Origin of the sequence: Pseudomonas sp. NPDC008258 (genome assembly GCF_042956345.1) — a bacterium.
GTDB lineage: Bacteria > Pseudomonadota > Gammaproteobacteria > Pseudomonadales > Pseudomonadaceae > Aquipseudomonas.
Genome location: NZ_JBIBGE010000005.1, coordinates 211,108 through 228,902, shown reverse-complemented (window position 1 = coordinate 228,902; position 17,795 = coordinate 211,108). Strand labels below are relative to the sequence as shown.

The 17,795-nt window shown below is 62.1% G+C and carries 14 protein-coding genes; 3 read left to right on the top strand and 11 right to left on the bottom strand.

Going from position 1 to position 17,795, the window contains the following annotated elements; translation table 11 throughout:
- Positions 1–103 precede the first annotated feature (103 nt).
- The 6 genes from ACFY9W_RS06165 to ACFY9W_RS06140 all read right to left on the bottom strand — a co-directional run bounded on the left by ACFY9W_RS06165 (position 104) and on the right by ACFY9W_RS06140 (position 6,200).
- Positions 104–1,384, bottom strand: a complete 1,281-nt coding sequence (locus tag ACFY9W_RS06165; protein WP_019472239.1) for a TRAP transporter large permease — start codon at positions 1,382–1,384, stop codon at positions 104–106.
- The gene (locus ACFY9W_RS06160; RefSeq protein ID WP_391127165.1) at positions 1,385–1,912 is read right to left on the bottom strand and encodes a TRAP transporter small permease subunit; all 528 of its coding nucleotides are present in this window, start codon (positions 1,910–1,912) and stop codon (positions 1,385–1,387) included.
- Between the two features lie 64 nt (positions 1,913–1,976).
- Positions 1,977–2,948 (bottom strand): TRAP transporter substrate-binding protein DctP, encoded by a 972-nt coding sequence (locus ACFY9W_RS06155; RefSeq protein WP_391127162.1) that lies wholly within the window; start codon positions 2,946–2,948, stop codon positions 1,977–1,979.
- 65 nt (positions 2,949–3,013) lie between these two features.
- Entirely contained in the window at positions 3,014–3,895 is an 882-nt protein-coding gene (locus ACFY9W_RS06150; RefSeq protein WP_391127159.1) for an SMP-30/gluconolactonase/LRE family protein, read from the bottom strand.
- Positions 3,896–3,921: 26 nt separating this feature from the next.
- Positions 3,922–4,728: an NAD-dependent epimerase/dehydratase family protein gene (locus ACFY9W_RS06145; protein WP_391127156.1), complete on the bottom strand. Its 807-nt coding sequence runs from the start codon at positions 4,726–4,728 to the stop codon at positions 3,922–3,924.
- A gap of 233 nt (positions 4,729–4,961) precedes the next feature.
- On the bottom strand, positions 4,962–6,200 hold the full coding sequence (locus tag ACFY9W_RS06140; RefSeq protein ID WP_391127153.1) for an OprD family outer membrane porin: 1,239 nt from the start codon (positions 6,198–6,200) through the stop codon (positions 4,962–4,964).
- A gap of 1,133 nt (positions 6,201–7,333) precedes the next feature.
- On the opposite strand from ACFY9W_RS06140, the gene ACFY9W_RS06135 reads away from it, so the two are divergent.
- Positions 7,334–7,573 carry a type II toxin-antitoxin system RelB/DinJ family antitoxin gene (locus ACFY9W_RS06135; RefSeq protein WP_391127151.1) on the top strand — a complete coding sequence of 80 codons (240 nt, stop codon included), beginning with the start codon at positions 7,334–7,336 and terminating at the stop codon, positions 7,571–7,573.
- A gap of 618 nt (positions 7,574–8,191) precedes the next feature.
- Here ACFY9W_RS06135 and ACFY9W_RS06130 read toward each other — a convergent pair.
- The 4 genes from ACFY9W_RS06130 to ACFY9W_RS06115 form a co-directional block, all read right to left on the bottom strand.
- Positions 8,192–8,728: a BRO family protein gene (locus ACFY9W_RS06130; RefSeq protein ID WP_391127148.1), complete on the bottom strand. Its 537-nt coding sequence runs from the start codon at positions 8,726–8,728 to the stop codon at positions 8,192–8,194.
- 202 nt (positions 8,729–8,930) lie between these two features.
- Positions 8,931–10,181: a ribonucleotide-diphosphate reductase subunit beta gene (locus ACFY9W_RS06125; RefSeq protein WP_003254823.1), complete on the bottom strand. Its 1,251-nt coding sequence runs from the start codon at positions 10,179–10,181 to the stop codon at positions 8,931–8,933.
- 511 nt (positions 10,182–10,692) lie between these two features.
- Positions 10,693–10,824: a hypothetical protein gene (locus tag ACFY9W_RS06120; protein ID WP_256665967.1), complete on the bottom strand. Its 132-nt coding sequence runs from the start codon at positions 10,822–10,824 to the stop codon at positions 10,693–10,695.
- Positions 10,825–10,963: 139 nt separating this feature from the next.
- The gene (locus ACFY9W_RS06115) at positions 10,964–13,843 is read right to left on the bottom strand and encodes a ribonucleoside-diphosphate reductase subunit alpha (RefSeq protein WP_391127143.1); all 2,880 of its coding nucleotides are present in this window, start codon (positions 13,841–13,843) and stop codon (positions 10,964–10,966) included.
- A gap of 817 nt (positions 13,844–14,660) precedes the next feature.
- Between ACFY9W_RS06115 and ACFY9W_RS06110 the strand changes: the two genes are divergently transcribed.
- A complete protein-coding gene (locus tag ACFY9W_RS06110) occupies positions 14,661–15,359 on the top strand; it encodes a response regulator (protein ID WP_391127141.1) in 699 nt (232 codons plus the stop codon).
- Entirely contained in the window at positions 15,356–16,963 is a 1,608-nt protein-coding gene (locus ACFY9W_RS06105; RefSeq protein ID WP_391127138.1) for an ATP-binding protein, read from the top strand. Before ACFY9W_RS06110 ends, ACFY9W_RS06105 begins: the two co-directional genes overlap by 4 nt.
- A 3-nt stretch (positions 16,964–16,966) precedes the next feature.
- On the opposite strand, the gene ACFY9W_RS06100 is transcribed toward ACFY9W_RS06105, so the two are convergent.
- Positions 16,967–17,668, bottom strand: coding sequence for a 4'-phosphopantetheinyl transferase superfamily protein (locus ACFY9W_RS06100; protein ID WP_391127135.1), 702 nt, complete (start codon positions 17,666–17,668; stop codon positions 16,967–16,969).
- Positions 17,669–17,795: the final 127 nt, after the last annotated feature.

The window sequence follows — 17,795 nt, the reverse complement described above, 5'->3', positions numbered from 1 at the left end:
CGGCAAGCCAGCTCCCACAGGTACTGCGCAAGCCTTGAAAGCGGTGCGGTCCCTGTGGGAGCTGGCTTGCCGGCGATGGGCCGCAAAGCGGCCCCGCTTTTATTTACAACACCACGCTAGGCAGCCACAGCGAAATGGCCGGAATGTAGGTCACCGCCATCAGCACCAGGAACAGCGCCAGGTAGAACGGCAGCAGCGCTTTCACCGTCGATTCGATGCTCACCTTGCCAATCGCCGAGCCCACGAACAACACCGCCCCCACCGGCGGGGTGATCAGCCCGATCCCCAGGTTCACCAGCATGATCATGCCGAAATGCACCGGGTCCACGCCGATACCGGTGATCACAGGCAACAGAATTGGCGTAAGGATCAGGATCAGCGGCGCCATGTCCATCACCGTGCCCAGCAGCAACAACATGAAGTTGATGCACATCAGGATCACATAGCGGTTGTCCGACAGGGTCAGGAACGCCGTGGTGATCTTCGACGGGATCTGCATCAGCGTCATCACGTAGCCGAAGCTGGCGGCAAAGCCGATCAGGATCATCACGATGGAAATGGTACGCACCGTGCGGTGCATCAGCTTGGGCAGGTCGCGCCACTTGTAGTCGCGATAGATGAACATGGTCACGAAGAATGACCACACCACCGCCACGGCTGCCGACTCGGTCGCGGTGAACACGCCCGACAGGATGCCACCCAGGATGATGACCATGGCCATCAGGCCCCACAGCGCTTCACCGGCAATTTTCAGTGCCTGGCGCAGCGGGATCACTTCGCCCTTGGGGTAGTTGCGCTTTTTGGCGAAGATCAGGCACAGGCCCATCATCACTGCGCTCAGCAGCAAGCCCGGCATCACCCCGGCCATGAACAGCGAGGCGATCGACACCGTGCCGCCCGCTGCCAGCGAGTACAGCACCGAGTTGTGGCTGGGCGGGGTCAGCAGCGCCTGTACCGAACCGCTGACGGTGACTGCGGTGGAGAACTCGCGTGGGTAGCCCTTGCGCTCCATCTCCGGAATCAGCACCGAGCCCACCGATGCAGTATCGGCCACCGACGAGCCGGAAATCGCGCCAAAGAACGTCGAGGCCATGATGTTGACCAGCGACAGGCCACCACGCACGAAGCCCACCAGCACCCCGGCAAACGCCACCAGCCTTCGTGACATGCCGCCCTCGGCCATGATCGCGCCGGCCAGCACGAAGAACGGAATGGCCAGCAGCGAGAATTTGTTAACCCCGCTCGCCACCTGGATCATCATCGCCTGCAGCGGGATGTCGATCCACCAGGCGCCGATCAACGCCGAAAGGCCCAGGGCATAGGCCACTGGCATGCCCAGCAGGATGAGCGCAATGAAACTGCCCAACAGAATGAACGCATCCATTTACGCCGCTCCTTCGTTTTCTTCCAGTTGGTCGAAGCGCACCACCTTGCGGTGGCTCTGGTCGCCCAGCAGCAGTTTCTCCAGCACGAACACCAGGGTCAGCACACCACCCACCGGGATCGGCGCATAGGTCATGCCCACCCGCACCCCCGGCAGCGATGCCAGAAACTGGTTCCAGGTGGTGATGCACAGCTTGGTGCCGTAGTAAGTCATGAACACGCACACCAGAATCATCAGCACCTGCACCAGCAGCGCCACCAGCCGGCGCTGCAGCGGTGGCAGGCGGTCGGTAATCATCGCCACCGCCATGTGCGCCCCGGCGCGGTAGCTGGCGGCGGCGCCGACAAAGCTGAACACCACCATCAGCAGGATGGCCACCGGCTCCGGCCAGCTGGAGCCGGTGCCAAGTACGTAGCGGGCAAAAATGCCCCACGGGATGATCAGCGACATGGTCAGGATCGACAGGCCGGCGACCCAGATACAAGCGCGGTACAGCGTGTCGTTGGCACGCAGAAAGAGGTTTTTCATGGGCATCACCAAAGCGGCAGGGCGGCGGGCGCCGCACTGCCGGGGTCGGTAGGAGAGGTCGCGCTTACTGCACCGCGTCGATACGTTTCATCAGGTCGGCGTATTGCGCGCCGTATTTTTCCCGTACCGATGCAGTGGCGTCGTAGAACGGCTTCTTGTCGACGGTGATGAACTCGACACCGGCGGCCTTGAGCTTCTCTTCGCTGGCGGCAGACTTGGCGTCCCACAGCGCCCGCTCTTCCATCTGTGCCTCACGCGCCACCTTCTTCACAAGCACCTGCTGCTCGGGGGTGAGCTTGTTCCAGGTGGTCTTGGACATCACCACCGGCTCCGGCAGGATCAGGTGGCCGGTCAGGGTGTAGTACTTGGCGCTCTGGAAGTGGTTGTGCTCGAGCAGGGTGGGCGGGTTGTTCTCGGCACCGTCGATTACCCCGGTCTGCAGCGCGCTGAAGATCTCCCCGGTGTCCATGGCAATACCGTTGCCACCCATGGCGTTCATCATGTCGATGAACAGCGGGTTGCCCTGCACGCGAATTTTCATGCCTTTAAGGTCTTCCAGGCTGCGTACGGGCTTTTTGGTGTAGATGCTGCGCGAGCCGCCGTCCATCCAGGCCAGGGCCACCAGGTTGAAGTCGGAGTTGGTGATCTTGTCGAGGATTTCCTGGCCGATGTCACCGTCGATGATCTTGCGCATGTGCTCATGGTCGCGGAACACAAAGGGCATGTTGAACACGTTCACATCCGGTACCACCGGGCCGACGATCCCCAGGCTGACGCGGGTCATCTGCACTGCGCCGATCTGCGCCTGTTCGATCACTTCCTTTTCCGAGCCCAGCACGCCACCGGCAAACATCTTGAAAGTGATGTCGCCATTGCTGGCGGCTTCGAGCTTTTTGCCCATGTTCTGCTCGGCGACCACGGTCGGGTAGCCGGCGGGGTGGATTTCGGCGAACTTGATGTCCAGTGCCGAGGCGGGCATGGCCACGCTGAAGGCGAAGGGGAGTACGGCAAGAAGCAGCTTGCGTTTGAACGTCATGATGAAACTCCGTGTTTTTTATTATCTGGTTTCGGGCGTGCAAGTGTGGGTACGGCAGGGGGCGCTCAGCCCCGGTAGGCAGGCTCCTCCAGGCCTTTGGTGCCAGGGTTGAGGGCAAACACCCCGCCCGCCAAGGGCTGGTCGCTGAGGTCAGTGCCTGCCGGGCGGATCGAGGTGACGTACAGGGTGTCCAGGTTGGCGCCGCCAAAGGCACACATGGCCGGTTTTTTCACCGGTACGCTGAGTGAGCGGTCAAGGCGGCCGTCGGGGGTAAAGCGATGGATCTGCCCGGCGTCGTTGCCGCAGATCCAGTAGCAGCCGTCCTGGTCGATGGCAGCGCCATCGGGGCGCCCTGGGTAGCCGCGCATGTCGACGAACAGCCGCTTGTTGTGCGGCGTGCCGCTGTCGATGTCGTAGTCGAAGGCCCAGACCTTCTGCACATTGGGGTGCGAGTCGGACAGGTACATGCGTGTGCCGTCGGGGCTGAAGGCCAGGCCGTTGGGCACGATCATGCCGTCCTGTTGCAGGTGCAGCCGGCCTTCGCCGTCATGCCGGTAAAGCGCACCTACGTGGGCACCTTGCTGCATGTCGAGCAGCATGGTGCCGGCCCAGAAGCGGCCCTGGCGGTCACAGCGGCCATCGTTGAAACGCATGCCGCCTTGAGCATGTGGCGCGCTGCTGAGCAAGCGGCTGTCGAGGCTGCCGTCGGCGTTGGCCCGGAGCTGGAAAATGCCGCTTTCCATACCCGCAACCCAGCCTTGGCCGCTGCGGGCGATGCAGGCCAGCATCTCGTCGCCCTGCCAGACCTGATGCATGCCATCGGCCGCCTGCCAGCGGTGCAGCTGGCGGGCTGGAATGTCGACCCAGTACAGCGCTTGTTCAGCGGGGTGCCACACCGGGCTTTCGCCGGTGCCGTTGCGGGCGTCGACGATCAGTTCGCAGTTCATGGCCGTGCCTCCTGGCGTGGGTGGGGTCAGTTGAACGGGCCGGCCACGGCAAAGGCGCCGCCCTGGTAGACCATGCTCGGGTCATCGGCGGCGGGCGCCGGCTGGGCCTCGACGGCGGCGCGGAAGGGTTCGGAGCTGTCCTTGGGCGCATAACCCAGGTGCTCGGCATGGCGGTTGTCCCACCACACGGTGCGGTTGTCGGAGGCGCCGTAGACGATGGTGTGGCCAACGTCGGGGGTGAACAGCCCGCGCTCGATCAGTTGCACCAGGTCGTCGTAGCTCAGCCAGGTGCAGAGCATGCGGGGGTTTTGCGGTTGCGGGAACGACGAGCCAATACGGATACTGACGGTTTCGATGCCATAGCGGTCGAAGTAGAAACTGGCCACATCTTCGCCATAGCACTTGGACAGCCCGTAGTAGCTGTCTGGGCGGCGCGGGGAGTGGGCGTCGATGCGTTCATCCTGGCGGTAGAAACCGATGGTGTGATTGGAGCTGGCGAAGATGATGCGCTTTACTCCGTGCTTGCGCGCCGCCTCGTACACGTGGAACACGCCGCAGATGTTGGGGCCGAGGATGTCTTCGAAGGAATGCTCGGTAGACACGCCGCCGAAGTGGATGATGGCGTCGACGCCTTCGACCAGGGCATGCACCGCTGCTTTATCCGCCAGGTCGCAGGTGATGACCTCTTCATGCGGGCCTGCGGCAGGTGCCATGGGGCTGATGTCGGAAAGGCGCAGGACCTCGGCGTAGCCTTGCAGGCGTTCGCGAAGGACCTTGCCCAGGCCGCCTGCGGCTCCGGTGAGCAGCAGGCGATTGAGGGGAGTAGGTGTCATGGCCGGCTCTTGTTGATAATTGTTGTAGGTTGTCGTATGACTTCGATGATTATTGGCGGTGGGTCTGGTGGTTGTCAATTAGGCTTGTGTGGCTTTTGCTGGCCTCTTCGCCGGCAAGCCAGCTCCCACAGGTACTGCACATGGCTTGAAGTTATCGCGGTTGGTGTGGGAGCTGGCTTGCCGGCGATGGGCCGCAAAGCGGCCCCAATTTCAGGTCGAGCCAGTCTTCTTGGTTACAGCAACGACAACGGGTAGTTGAAGATCAACCGGTTCTCATCAAACTCGTTATTGCTGTAATCCCGCCGAATCGACGAGTTACGCCACTTCACACTCAAATCCTTGAACGCCCCGCTCTGGATCACATACGCAAGCTCCGTCTCCCGCACCCACTCCTTGCCATCGGTCACCACCCCACTATGCACATCGCGCCCGCTGATATAGCGGTTCATCAAGCTCAGCCCCGGTACCCCGACGGTGACGAAGTTGAAGTCATGGCGCACCTGCCACGAGCGCTCGTTGGCATTGTCGAAGCTGGAGTTGTAGCTGTCGTTGGCCAGTGTCCCGCCGCTGGTACCATTGACCCGCATCCAGGTATCGCCATCGACCTTCTGCAACCCGACCCAGAAGGTGCTGCCACCATACTTGGCCGAGAACATCCCCGAGTAGGTCTTGTTGTCCAGTTCGCCGGCGCGTTTGGAGCCGTCGTCATCGCCGTGGAAGTAGCCCAGGTTGGCGCCCAGGGTCCAGTCACCCACCGGCTGGCTGTGGCTCAGTTGCAGGTACTGCTGCTGGTAAACGTCCTTCAGCACCGCATTCCACAGCCCCACCAGCGTACGGTCCTGGTTGAACTTGTATTCGCCACCGACAAAGTTGAAACGGTCCGAAACCCCACCGCCGTAGCTCATGTCTTCCATGCTGGCGTCGTTGCGCGGGCTGTTGCCGCGGAACTGGCCGCCGTACAAGGTCAGCCCGGCAATCTCGTTGGAGGTGAGCTGCCCGCCACGGAACGTCTGCGGCAACGAGCGCCCGTCGTCCGAACGCAGAATCGGCAGCACCGGCATCCACTCGCCAATCTTCAGCTCGGTTTTGGAAATCCGCGCCTTGCCTGCTACTGCCAGGCGCCCATAGTCATCCGCCGGCTTGCCATCGTCATGACGCGGCAGCAATGCCGTGCCATAGGTACCGCCACCGCCATCCAGCTTGACCGACCACAGCCCCAGCACATCCACGCCGAAGCCCACCGGCCCTTCGGTGAACCCCGAGCGGGCATCGAGAATGAAGCTTTGCGTCCATTCCTCGGCCTTGCTCTGTGGGTTGCTCGGGTTGGTGAAGTTGCGGTTGATGTAGAAGTTGCGCAGCCCGAGCGTGGCCTTGCTGTCCTCGACAAAACCCGCAGCCAGGCTGGTGCCTGGCAAGCCGGCGATAACCCCGGCGCCAAGCAGGGCGAAGGGCAGGGTGTGGCAGATTTTCATTATTGTTGTGCTCCCGAAGGGTATGGCAGCCCGTCCACCGGGCACGCACAAGCGGCCTGCGGCAGGGGCGGGTGGGTAACGGGCCGGTCAGGGCCAGAGATAAAAACGCGGTAATTGGGCGCTAGGTACTCGAGGGGGTACACCAGCAGACCGTGGGGAGAGGGGTATGCAACAGACGTGGGTGCAGCGGGATGGGTGTCGACATGGGTTCGTCCACTGAATGTTGTTTTTGTTATGTGTTGTCGTACAACTGTGGTCGATTATTAGCAAGCGAGTGGGGGGCTGTCAACGCCTGATGGCAGAGCAATTTAGGGGGTGATATGGCAATAATCGAGCTGTAGAAGCTCTACTGCGAGCGCCCTAGAGACATACTACGACTAAGGTAGTCCCTTGCACTTCTCCAGCCGCAGGGCAACGGTCTTGCACAAAATCTAAAGGTTGTCGCGATCACTGTGGGAGCGGGCTTGTCGATGCGTCGAACCGCCGCGAACACGGGCGAAGCCCGTGCCATCCCCCCATTGCCTGCAAACCGAAGACATCGTTTACAAGGCAAACCGGAGACATCATTTACAAATCCAATCCAATCACCTGTGGACCCTGCCGCTACCCTAGGCTATCTTCAGATCTGGCCTCGCCCTCGACCACTTAGACTGGCATGTCCAGTCCCGGCATCCTCGCTGGTGCCGTACCCCCTTGTCGGCGTGGGCGGGGCCTCTTCATTTGCGGAGCGACTGACCGGATGAGATCGAGCGCTCCCTGGCCCTACCGGGTGCCCACGCAAGGTGGACCGAGGCGATAGGCCGAAACAGTGTCCGGACCTGTTTCACCAACATCGATCAAAGCGCCCTTGGCGCTTTTTTCGTTTCAGGCCCTGGCGGACTCTTGCCGGCAACTGCAACGCAAATCTCCCGTGATACGCGATCCCATGTGGGAGCGGCCTAGCGTCGCGAAAGGGCCGCACAGCGGCCCCGGCAATGGCACAGGCGGTAGCATTTATGGGGCCGCCCTCACAGTGATTTGCGCTAACTGCTCAAAAGAAATTGAAACATCGATCACTTTCGGAAGGCCCAACCACCAGTGCAGAATCAACCCGCATGCTGCAATGACAAACGCCTTTACCCGAGGGCCGATCCATGGCTTCCATCACCCTGCGCATAGACGACGATCTCATGGCTCGAGCCTACAAAGAGCTAGAGCGCCTCGGCGTAACCCCCTCCGGACTCATGCACCATGCCCTGCAACATGTAGCAGAGCAGGGCAAGCTGCCCTTTGAGCAAGCCCAGATGGCCGAGGAGGATGAAGACCTTATCGCGACTGCAGATGAGCGGCTCACTTCCCCGCAGCGCGTGAAAATCACGCTGGATGACTTATAGCTCGACTTCTGTGGGGGCGGGCGTGCCCGCGGAGATTGCGACGCGGTACATGGCACCGGCTTCGCCGGTGTTCGCGGGTAACTCCGCATGCCAGTCTGTTATACAAATTAGGGCCGCTTTGCGGCCCATCGCCGGCAAGCCAGCTCCCACAGGTACTGCGCATGGCTTGAAGACCAGGTGGTTGAGGTTGCAGCATATGTCTTGTGTTGCCAGCCAGGGCTCGTCGCCGGCAAGCCAGCCCTTACAGATACTGCACATGGCTTGAGGCCGATGCGGTCGAGGTGGGAGCTGGCTTGCCGGCGATGGGCTGCAAAGCAGCCCTGGCTACCTGTTCTCGCAGGCTAACTCAGACACTCCAGCAGACTCAGTTTCCCTGTGGGAGATTGCCCAGCCCATTGGGCTGCGCTGTCGCTCAGAGAACCGATGCCGGGCGCACCGCGTACCCTGTGGGAGCGGGCGCGTCGAGGCGTCGAACCGCCGCGAAGAATCCAACGCGGTGCATGGCACCGGCTGCGCCGGTGTTCGCGGGCACGCCCGCTCCCACAGGGGCCCTGCTAAATCAGTAAGTGATGTGTAGTTCTATGAGAGCGGGTTCACCCGTGATGAGGACAGCACAGACTAAACCCCATGCATCCGCAGCGCCCGCTGCGCGCACTCCCGCCAACTCAATTTGCGCTTCTCCACCGGCCCCGGCAGTTCCACTTCCCCGGCCAACACCACTGGCATGTCCCGCATCCTCACCCAAGGCTCACTCTGCCAGTACAACAACGTCGCGCTCCGACCCCCAGGCCAGCACATCTGCCCCAGCCGCGGCGAATCGTCCACCCCATCTGCCTGAGCATCACGCAGCACCGCCACCACCTCATGCGTTAGCCACCAGCGCAAATGGCGGTTCTCCGGCACATGGTGATGCGCCAACAAGGTATAAGCCCCGGACTCGCTGACCATGGCGGTCTCCTGGTACTTGCCATATCGCAGCAGTTGCACCGTGCGGTACTGGTCCGGGTCGAGCTTGCGCATGCAGTGCTCGTCGAAGAAGTGCCCGCTCAGCCGGCCGAGTTCGTGGGCGCAGAACCAGGCTTGGGATTCGAGCCAGATAGTGTGAAGAGGGCGGTTGTGGCGGGAAAAGAGGGTCGGTGTATTGAGAGTGTCCATGTTTGGCCATCCTGATGTTGGAGAGCCGTTGCTAACGGGAACGGGGTTCCGCTGCGTGAGCGTTCTTAAGCGCCATGAAACGTTATCGCGACGCCTTCAAAGTGACAATCGCGAAGCTTGTAGGATGCTTCCTGTTCTGCCATTCCCGCGCAAATAAAAAAGGCTGCCATTCGGCAGCCTTCTCGATGATCAGCCCGGACAATCAGTCCCAGCTCAACGCCCCACCAGTCTGATACTCGATCACTCGCGTCTCAAAGAAGTTCTTCTCTTTCTTCAAGTCCATGATCTCGCTCATCCACGGGAACGGGTTGGTAGTCCCCGGGTACTCTTCCTTCAGACCAATCTGGGTCAAACGACGGTTGGCGATAAACTTGAGGTAGTCCTCCATCATCGCCGCGTTCATACCCAGCACGCCGCGTGGCATGGTGTCACGGGCGTATTCGATCTCCAGCTGGGTCCCTTGCAGGATCATCTGGGTCGCTTCTTCCTTCATTGCCGCGTCCCACAGGTGCGGGTTCTCGATCTTGATCTGGTTGATCACGTCGATACCGAAGTTCAGGTGCATCGACTCGTCACGCAGGATGTACTGGAACTGCTCGGCAACGCCGGTCATCTTGTTGCGGCGGCCCATGGACAGGATCTGGGTGAAGCCGCAGTAGAAGAAGATGCCTTCCAGTACGCAGTAGTAGGCGATCAGGTTGCGCAGCAGCTCTTTGTCGGTTTCGACTGTGCCGGTGTTGAATTCCGGATCGGAGATGGCGCGGGTGTACTTCAGGCCCCAGGCGGCCTTTTTGGCGACCGACGGGATCTCGTGGTACATGTTGAAGATCTCGCCTTCATCCATGCCCAGCGACTCGATGCAGTACTGGTAGGCGTGGGTGTGGATCGCCTCTTCGAAAGCCTGGCGCAGGATGTACTGGCGGCATTCCGGGTTGGTGATCAGGCGGTACACGGCCAGGGCCAGGTTGTTGGCAACCAGCGAGTCGGCGGTGGAGAAGAAGCCGAGGTTGCGCATGACGATGCGGCGCTCGTCTTCGGTCAGGCCATCCTGGCTCTTCCACAGGGCGATGTCGGCGGTCATGTTGACCTCTTGCGGCATCCAGTGGTTGGCGCAGCCGTCCAGGTACTTCTGCCAGGCCCAGTCGTACTTGAACGGTACCAGCTGGTTCAGGTCGGCGCGGCAGTTGATCATGCGCTTTTCGTCTACCGCAACGCGGGCAGAGGAACCTTCCAGTTCGGCCAGGCCTTCGGCAACGTCGAGGGCGTCGAGGGCGGCCTTGGCACGTTTTACTGCTTCGGAGTCAGACGCGGTGGCTGCACGGGCTTCCAGGGCGGCGGCACCACCGGCGCTGTCGAGCTTGTCGAGGGTAGCGGCGGCAGCGGCCTGCGCAGGGGTGTTGCCTTTGGCGGCTACTTCGCCGTCTTCCTTGTCGAATTCGTCCCAGCTCAGCATGGTAATTGGCTCCTGCTTGAGGGTCGCCCTGGGGCAACCGGTTGGATTTTTAAGAATGTGATGCCTGACGCAAGGCCGTTACGGCGAATGGACAGCTCGAGAGGCTGACTCTCGTTTACATCTGAATGTGTTCTGTTTGTACCTGGCCATGCCTCTGGGAGGGGCCAGGACAATTGAATGGTGCTCTTTTCAGAGGGGGCGAAGTATATCGGATTTCGCCTTGGATCGGGGCGCGTCTCTTGCGGGCGAGGGTAACTTTTTCGACCGGAATTGCATGCGTCCGTTCACCGGGTTTGTGTGGTTTGCCACGGGGGGAGAGTGTAGCGCCAACCTATATGTTGTGCCAGTTTAAATTTTCAGGCACATCATATGGTGTTTCCTGGAGGGTTGTGTTGTTTGTACCGGCCTTATCGCCGGCAAGCCAGCTCCCACAGGTACTGCGCATGGCGCAAGGGCGATGCAGTACCTGTGGGAGCCGGCTTGCCGGCGATGAGGCCAGTTCAGGCGGGCACTAGCTGCGAGGGTTATGCAGCGTTTCGACAATGTGTGTCTTGGGGTGCTTGCGTGCCTGCTCCACCGAGGTAAAGCGGCCGGTTTCTGCGTTACGGCCAATCTTGCGAGTTGCCACTTTTTTCCGCGCCATGGGCTTGCGTCCTTTTCAGAGAAGTCCTGCCCTTTTACCGAACCGCATACGCAGCGGGAAAAGGGCAGGGCTTCTCAGTGACGCGGATACAAAAATGCCGCGCGGGGCACCCTTGGGCACCCCGCGCGGCATCTAGCCCTTACTGGCAGGCTTCGCAGTCAGGCTCGTCGATCGCGCAGGCCTTCGGCACTGGCGCAGGGCCGGCTGCCTGGACCGGGGCGCTGTCGCCACCGCTGGAAACGGCGTTGAGCTTGCCGGTGTTGATGGTCGACTTCTCGGTGCTGGTCGCGGCCAGGGCACGGAGGTAGTAGGTGGTTTTCAGGCCACGGTACCAGGCCATGCGGTAGGTCACGTCCAGCTTCTTGCCCGAAGCGCCAGCAATGTACAGGTTCAGCGACTGGGCCTGGTCGATCCACTTCTGGCGACGCGAGGCAGCATCGACGATCCACTTGGTTTCCACTTCGAACGCAGTGGCGTACAGGTCTTTCAGCTCTTGCGGGATACGCTCGATCTGCTGCACCGAACCGTCGTAGTACTTCAGGTCGTTGATCATGACCGAGTCCCACAGGCCGCGGGCCTTCAGGTCGCGGACCAGGTACGGGTTGATCACGGTGAACTCGCCCGACAGGTTCGATTTCACGTACAGGTTCTGGTAGGTCGGCTCGATCGACTGCGACACGCCAGTGATGTTGGCGATGGTCGCGGTTGGCGCGATGGCCATGATGTTCGAGTTACGGATACCTTTCTGTACGCGGGCACGTACCGGCGCCCAGTCCAGGGTTTCGTTCAGGTCGACGTCGATGTACTTCTGGCCACGGGCTTCGATCAGGATCTGTTGCGAATCCAGTGGCAGGATGCCTTTGGACCACAGCGAACCCTGGAAGGTCTCGTAGGCGCCACGCTCGTCGGCCAGGTCACACGAAGCCTGGATGGCGAAGTAGCTGACCGCTTCCATCGACTTGTCGGCGAACTCGACGGCCGCATCGGAACCGTACGGAATGTGCTGCAGGTACAGCGCATCCTGGAAGCCCATGATGCCCAGGCCGACCGGGCGGTGCTTGAAGTTCGAGTTACGCGCTTGCGGCACCGAGTAGTAGTTGATGTCGATCACGTTGTCGAGCATGCGCACGGCGGTGTTCACGGTGCGTTGCAGCTTGGCGGTGTCCAGTTTGCCGTCAACGATGTGGTTCGGCAGGTTGATCGAGCCCAGGTTGCAGACCGCGATCTCGTCCTTGTTGGTGTTCAGGGTGATCTCGGTGCACAGGTTCGAGCTGTGGACCACGCCCACGTGCTGCTGCGGCGAACGCAGGTTGCACGGGTCCTTGAAGGTCAGCCACGGGTGGCCGGTCTCGAACAGCATCGACAGCATCTTGCGCCACAGGTCTTTGGCCTGGATGGTCTTGAACACCTTGATCTTGTTGTACTCGGTCAGGGCTTCGTAGTACTCGTAGCGCTCTTCGAAGGCCTTGCCGGTCAGGTCGTGCAGGTCTGGCACTTCCGATGGCGAGAACAGGGTCCACTTGCCGTCATCGAAGACACGCTTCATGAACAGGTCCGGGATCCAGTTGGCGGTGTTCATGTCGTGGGTACGACGGCGGTCATCACCGGTGTTCTTGCGCAGCTCGATGAATTCTTCGATGTCCAGGTGCCAGGTTTCCAGGTAGGCACACACGGCGCCTTTGCGCTTGCCACCCTGGTTCACGGCAACGGCGGTGTCGTTGACCACTTTCAGGAACGGTACAACGCCCTGGGACTTGCCGTTGGTGCCCTTGATGTAGGAGCCCAGCGCACGCACAGGGGTCCAGTCGTTGCCCAGGCCGCCAGCGAATTTCGACAGCATGGCGTTGTCGTGGATCGCGTGGTAGATGCCCGACAGGTCGTCCGGCACGGTGGTCAGGTAGCAGCTGGACAGCTGCGGGCGCAGGGTGCCGGCGTTGAACAGGGTCGGGGTCGAGGCCATGTAGTCGAAGGACGACAACAGGTTGTAGAACTCGATCGCGCGGGCTTCCTTGTCTTTCTCTTCCAGCGCCAGGCCCATGGCCACACGCATGAAGAACACCTGCGGCAGTTCGAAGCGCACGCCATCCTTGTGGATGAAGTAGCGGTCGTACAGGGTTTGCAGGCCCAGGTAGGTGAACTGCTGGTCGCGCTCGTGGTTGATTGCCTTGCCCAGTTTTTCCAGGTCGAAATCAGCCAGGGCCGGGTTCAGCAGCTCGAACTCGATACCTTTGGCGACGTAGGCCGGCAGGGCCTTGGCGTACAGGTCGGCCATTTCGTGGTGGGTGGCGCTGTCGGCTACGTTCAGGAAGCCCAGGCCTTCGGCGCGCAGGGTGTCCATCAGCAGGCGGGCGGTGACGAACGAGTAGTTCGGCTCGCGCTCTACCAGGGTACGTGCGGTCATCACCAGGGCGGTGTTGACGTCCTTGATGGCCACGCCGTCATACAGGTTCTTCAGGGTTTCGCGCTGGATCAGGTCGCCATCGACTTCGGCCAGGCCTTCGCAGGCTTCGCTGATGATGGTGTTCAGGCGGGCCATGTCGAGTGGCGCCAGGCTGCCGTCGGCCAGGGTGATGCGGATGCTCGGGTGCGGCTCGACCACCGAGTCGGTGTTGGCACGGGTGGCGCGCTCTTTCGCACGCTGGTCGCGGTAGATCACATAGTCGCGGGCGACTTTCTGCTCACCGGCACGCATCAGGGCGAGTTCGACCTGGTCCTGGATTTCTTCGATGTGGATGGTGCCACCCGATGGCATGCGACGCTTGAACGTGGCGGTAACCTGTTCGGTCAGGCGCGCGACGGTGTCGTGGATGCGCGACGAAGCGGCAGCGGCGCCGCCTTCAACTGCGAGGAACGCCTTGGTGATGGCCACGGTGATTTTGTCGTCGGTGTAAGGGACGACAGTGCCGTTGCGCTTGATCACACGCAGTTGGCCAGGGGCGGTGGCGGCCAGATCCTGGTTGGAATCGGCGGCCTGCGGCACCTTGGCTTGCGGGTTCTCGCGAGTTGTGTCGGTTTGCATGGGTGGGTGTCTCCACAGTTTCTATATTGTTCAGGCGCCTTTTGGGCGCCCACCGTTCCGTCCACTTGCTCGATTGCCCGGCGGGGATGCGCAATGCATGCGCATCCGCCCGCGTGGGCGTACCGACTTCGGGACAGACTCAGGAATAAGGGGCAATAGCTTGCCGCTCCCTGGCCGAAGTCAAAGGTTCTGGGCATGAAACCCCAAAAACCGGTGCTGATGAGTGCCAGGCGGTGCCTACAACACTCATACCCGAACAACGCCCTGGAAGGGCTTGCCTCGGTCGCCTCCGCAGGAGCGGTTTGGCTGCTGAAATCACCTGAAGTTCAGCCCGGAAAATAGCTTTATCTTGCGGGTTGACTTTTGTGTGTGATTTTGCACGAACCCCAACATCTAGTGGTTCGCTGCGATCGGGATACAAGATAATGCGGTATTGGGGGCTTTGCAAGGCGAGCGCCTGTGGATAACGTGTGCGTACTTTGTGAGTGAATGGTGAGTATTCGCTGTAGGCCTTGTGCCAAGTGGTTTGCAGTATTTTTCTGCGCCTTGCTGCCCCAGGGCAGTTTTTTTCGGGGGCGCACCCTACCACAAAAAACGGTTCAGTCGAGGGGCCTGTGGGCGGGTTGGCAGTGCTTGTGGTGGGACGTAGTATCCGAGGGGGATGTTGCCTTTTGGTTAAAGGGTTATGTTGCCTGTGCCGGCCCTTTCGCGGGCATGCCCGCTCCCACAGGTGCTGCACAAGTCCCCTGTGGGAGCGGGCGCGCCCGCGAAGAGGCCGGCACAGGCAACAGAAAAACAACAATTAAAGGCAGAGGCCATGGACCACCCCACCCCCCGCATCCTCATCGTCGAAGACGACCAGCGCCTGGCCGAGCTCACCGCCGAGTACCTGCAGGCCAACGGCTACGAGGTCAGCGTCGAGGGCGACGGTGCCCGCGCCGCACGGCGCATCGTCGACAGCCAGCCCGACCTGGTCATCCTCGACCTCATGTTGCCTGGCGAGGACGGCCTGAGCATCTGCCGCCGGGTGCGCAGCCAGTACCCCGGCCCGATCCTCATGCTCACCGCCCGCAGTGACGAACTCGACCAGGTGCAGGGCCTGGACCTGGGGGCTGACGACTACGTGTGCAAACCGGTACGCCCACGGCTGCTGCTGGCGCGAATCCAGGCCCTGCTGCGCCGCAGCGAGGCCGTGGACAACAAGCGCCAGGACCTGGCCTTCGGCGCCCTGCGTATCGACAACCGCCTGCGCGAGGCGCGCCTGGGCGAACAGTTGATCGAGCTGACCGGCGCCGAATTCGACCTGCTCTGGCTGTTGGCCAGCAACGCTGGGCGGGTACTTACCCGCGAGCAGATCTTCACCGCGCTGCGCGGCGTGGGCTACGACGGCCAGGACCGCTCCATCGACATCCGTATCTCGAAAATCCGCCCCAAGATCGGTGATGATCCACTTCAGCCGCGCCTGATCAAGACCCTGCGCAGCAAGGGCTACCTGTTCGTTGGCGAGGCGCCATGAACAACTCGATCTTCCTGCGTATCTACGGTGGCATGCTGGCCGTGCTGGTGTTGGTGGCGCTGCTCGGCGTACTCAGCCTGCACCTGGTGAACGAAGTGCGCGCCGCTCAACACCGCGAGGGCCTTGCCCAGGGCACCTTCAGCCTGATGGCCGACAACCTCGCGCAGCAGAACGACACCGAACGCAAGCGCTCGCTGCTGATCTGGGAGCGCCTGCTGGGCGTGCCGCTGGCGCTGCAACCCATGACCGCGCGCAGCCTCGATGGCGGCCAGCGGGCGCGGCTGTACCGTGGCCTGGTGGTGGTGGAAAAGACCGGCCCGCATGCGGCCCAAGTGCTACGCAAGGTTGGCCAGGAAGACCTCATGCTGGTGGCGCAGATCAAACAGATCAGCGAGCAGCTGGCGCGGGCTACCCTGTATCTGTTGGCCGATGAGCTGGTGCGCTACCCGGTAACCGAACAGCAGCAGCGGCTTGCACAGATCAAGCAGGAGAAGGGCTTCGGCTTTGGTGTCGCCCTGCAGCGCATCGAGCGGGTAAGCCTGGACGATGACCAGCGGCGTCGGGTCGAGGAGGGCGACACCGTGATGGCGCTGGGCAGGGATGGCGACTCGATCCGTGTATTTGCCGGGCTATCAGGTTCGCCTTGGGTGCTGGAGATCGGCCCGTTGTACCAGCTCAACCCTTATCCGCCGCAGTTGCTGGTCCTGATTGCCTTCCTGGGCCTGTGCCTGATCGGCCTGGTGGTCTACCTGCTGGTTCGCCAGCTGGAGCGCCGCGTATCGGGCCTGGAGGTTGCCGCCACACGCATCGCCCAGGGCAGCCTGGACACCCGTGTGCCCGCCGGCGACGCGGACTCGGTAGGGCGCCTGGCCGCCGCCTTCAATGGCATGGCCGAGCACCTGCAGCGCTCGCTGACCATGCAGCGCGAGCTGGTGCGGGCTGTGTCCCACGAGCTACGCACCCCGGTTGCACGCCTGCGCTTTGGCCTGGAGATGATCGAAACGGCCACCACCGAACAGGCGCGGGCCAAGCACCTAGCGGGCATGGATGGCGATATCCAGGACCTCGACAAGCTGGTCGATGAAATGCTGACCTACGCCCGCCTGGAGCAGGGCGCGCCGGCCTTGAAGTTTCAGCGGGTCGATCTGGATGCCTTGCTGGACCGCGTGATCGAAGAGCTGGCACCGTTGCGTGCCGAGGTGCGGGTGGTGCGCGGCGACTGCCAGGGGGCGGATGCCGAAGGCGCGTGGGTCGAGGCCGAGCCACGTTACCTGCATCGGGCCCTGCAGAACCTTGTAGGCAATGCCATGCGCCACGCCGAGTCCGAAGTGCGCCTGACCTACCAGCTGGGGCAGCAACGCTGCCGTATTGATGTGGAAGATGACGGCCCAGGCATCCCCGAGGGTTTCTGGGACCGCATTTTTACCCCGTTCACCCGCCTCGACGACAGCCGTACCCGGGCCTCGGGTGGGCATGGCCTGGGCCTGTCGATTGTGCGGCGGATCATCTACTGGCACGCCGGGCGGGCCACGGTGGGGCGCAGTGAGGCGCTGGGCGGAGCCTGCTTCAGCTTGAGCTGGCCCCGCCAGCAGGCACCGCTGTAAGGGTCAGACGCTGACCAGGCTGAGCAGGTGGCCGTCTTGCAGGCAGAACTGGCCCTGCAGTTCTGCGCCGTGCTGCCATTGTGGCGACAGGTCGGTGAGCAGGCGCAGGCGCGCCAAGCCATCCGCGGACCATTCCAGCACTTCGGCGTGCTCGAAGTAAAAGCGCTGGCGGGTTAGCGGGTAGAGGGTCTTGAACAGGCTTTCCTTCAGCGAGAAGGTCAAGGTGACCGCCAGGCCGAGCTGGCTACGGTCCAGGCGTTCGAGCTCGGGCGGGGTAAGGATTTCGCCCATCAGCCGTTCGGCGCGTTCGTCATCCAGCTGCGATTCCTGGTCCAGCCCCAGGCCTTGGCAGCTGCCCTCGGCGGCAACTACGGCGGCGGCCCAGCCTTTGCCATGGGTGATCGAGCCGCGGATGCCCGCTGGCCATATGGGCGAGCGGTCTTCATGAGTACCTGGCACATAGTCGCGACCGTCCAGACGCTGCAACGCGGCGCGCGCGCACACACGGCCCGCCAGGTATTCGGTTTGGCGCTTGGCTACCGAGCGTTGCAGGCTGGCGCTGGGCACGATACCGGCGCGCTGGAAGTCATCAGGCGCCAGGAGGGCGGGGTCGAAGGCACAACTGACCAGCACCGCGCCGGGGAGTGGGCGGGGCAGGGGCCAGTGGTGCTGGAGCGGGGAACAGCAGGCGGGGAGTGTGTTCATGACGGCTATTGTGCCAGTCGCGGCGGCGGTGTGGGAGATGCAATAGCCGGGGCTGCTTTGCAGCCCATCGCCGGCAAGCCAGCTCCCACAGGATCACCACAGGTCTGAGCATTGTGGGATCCCTGTG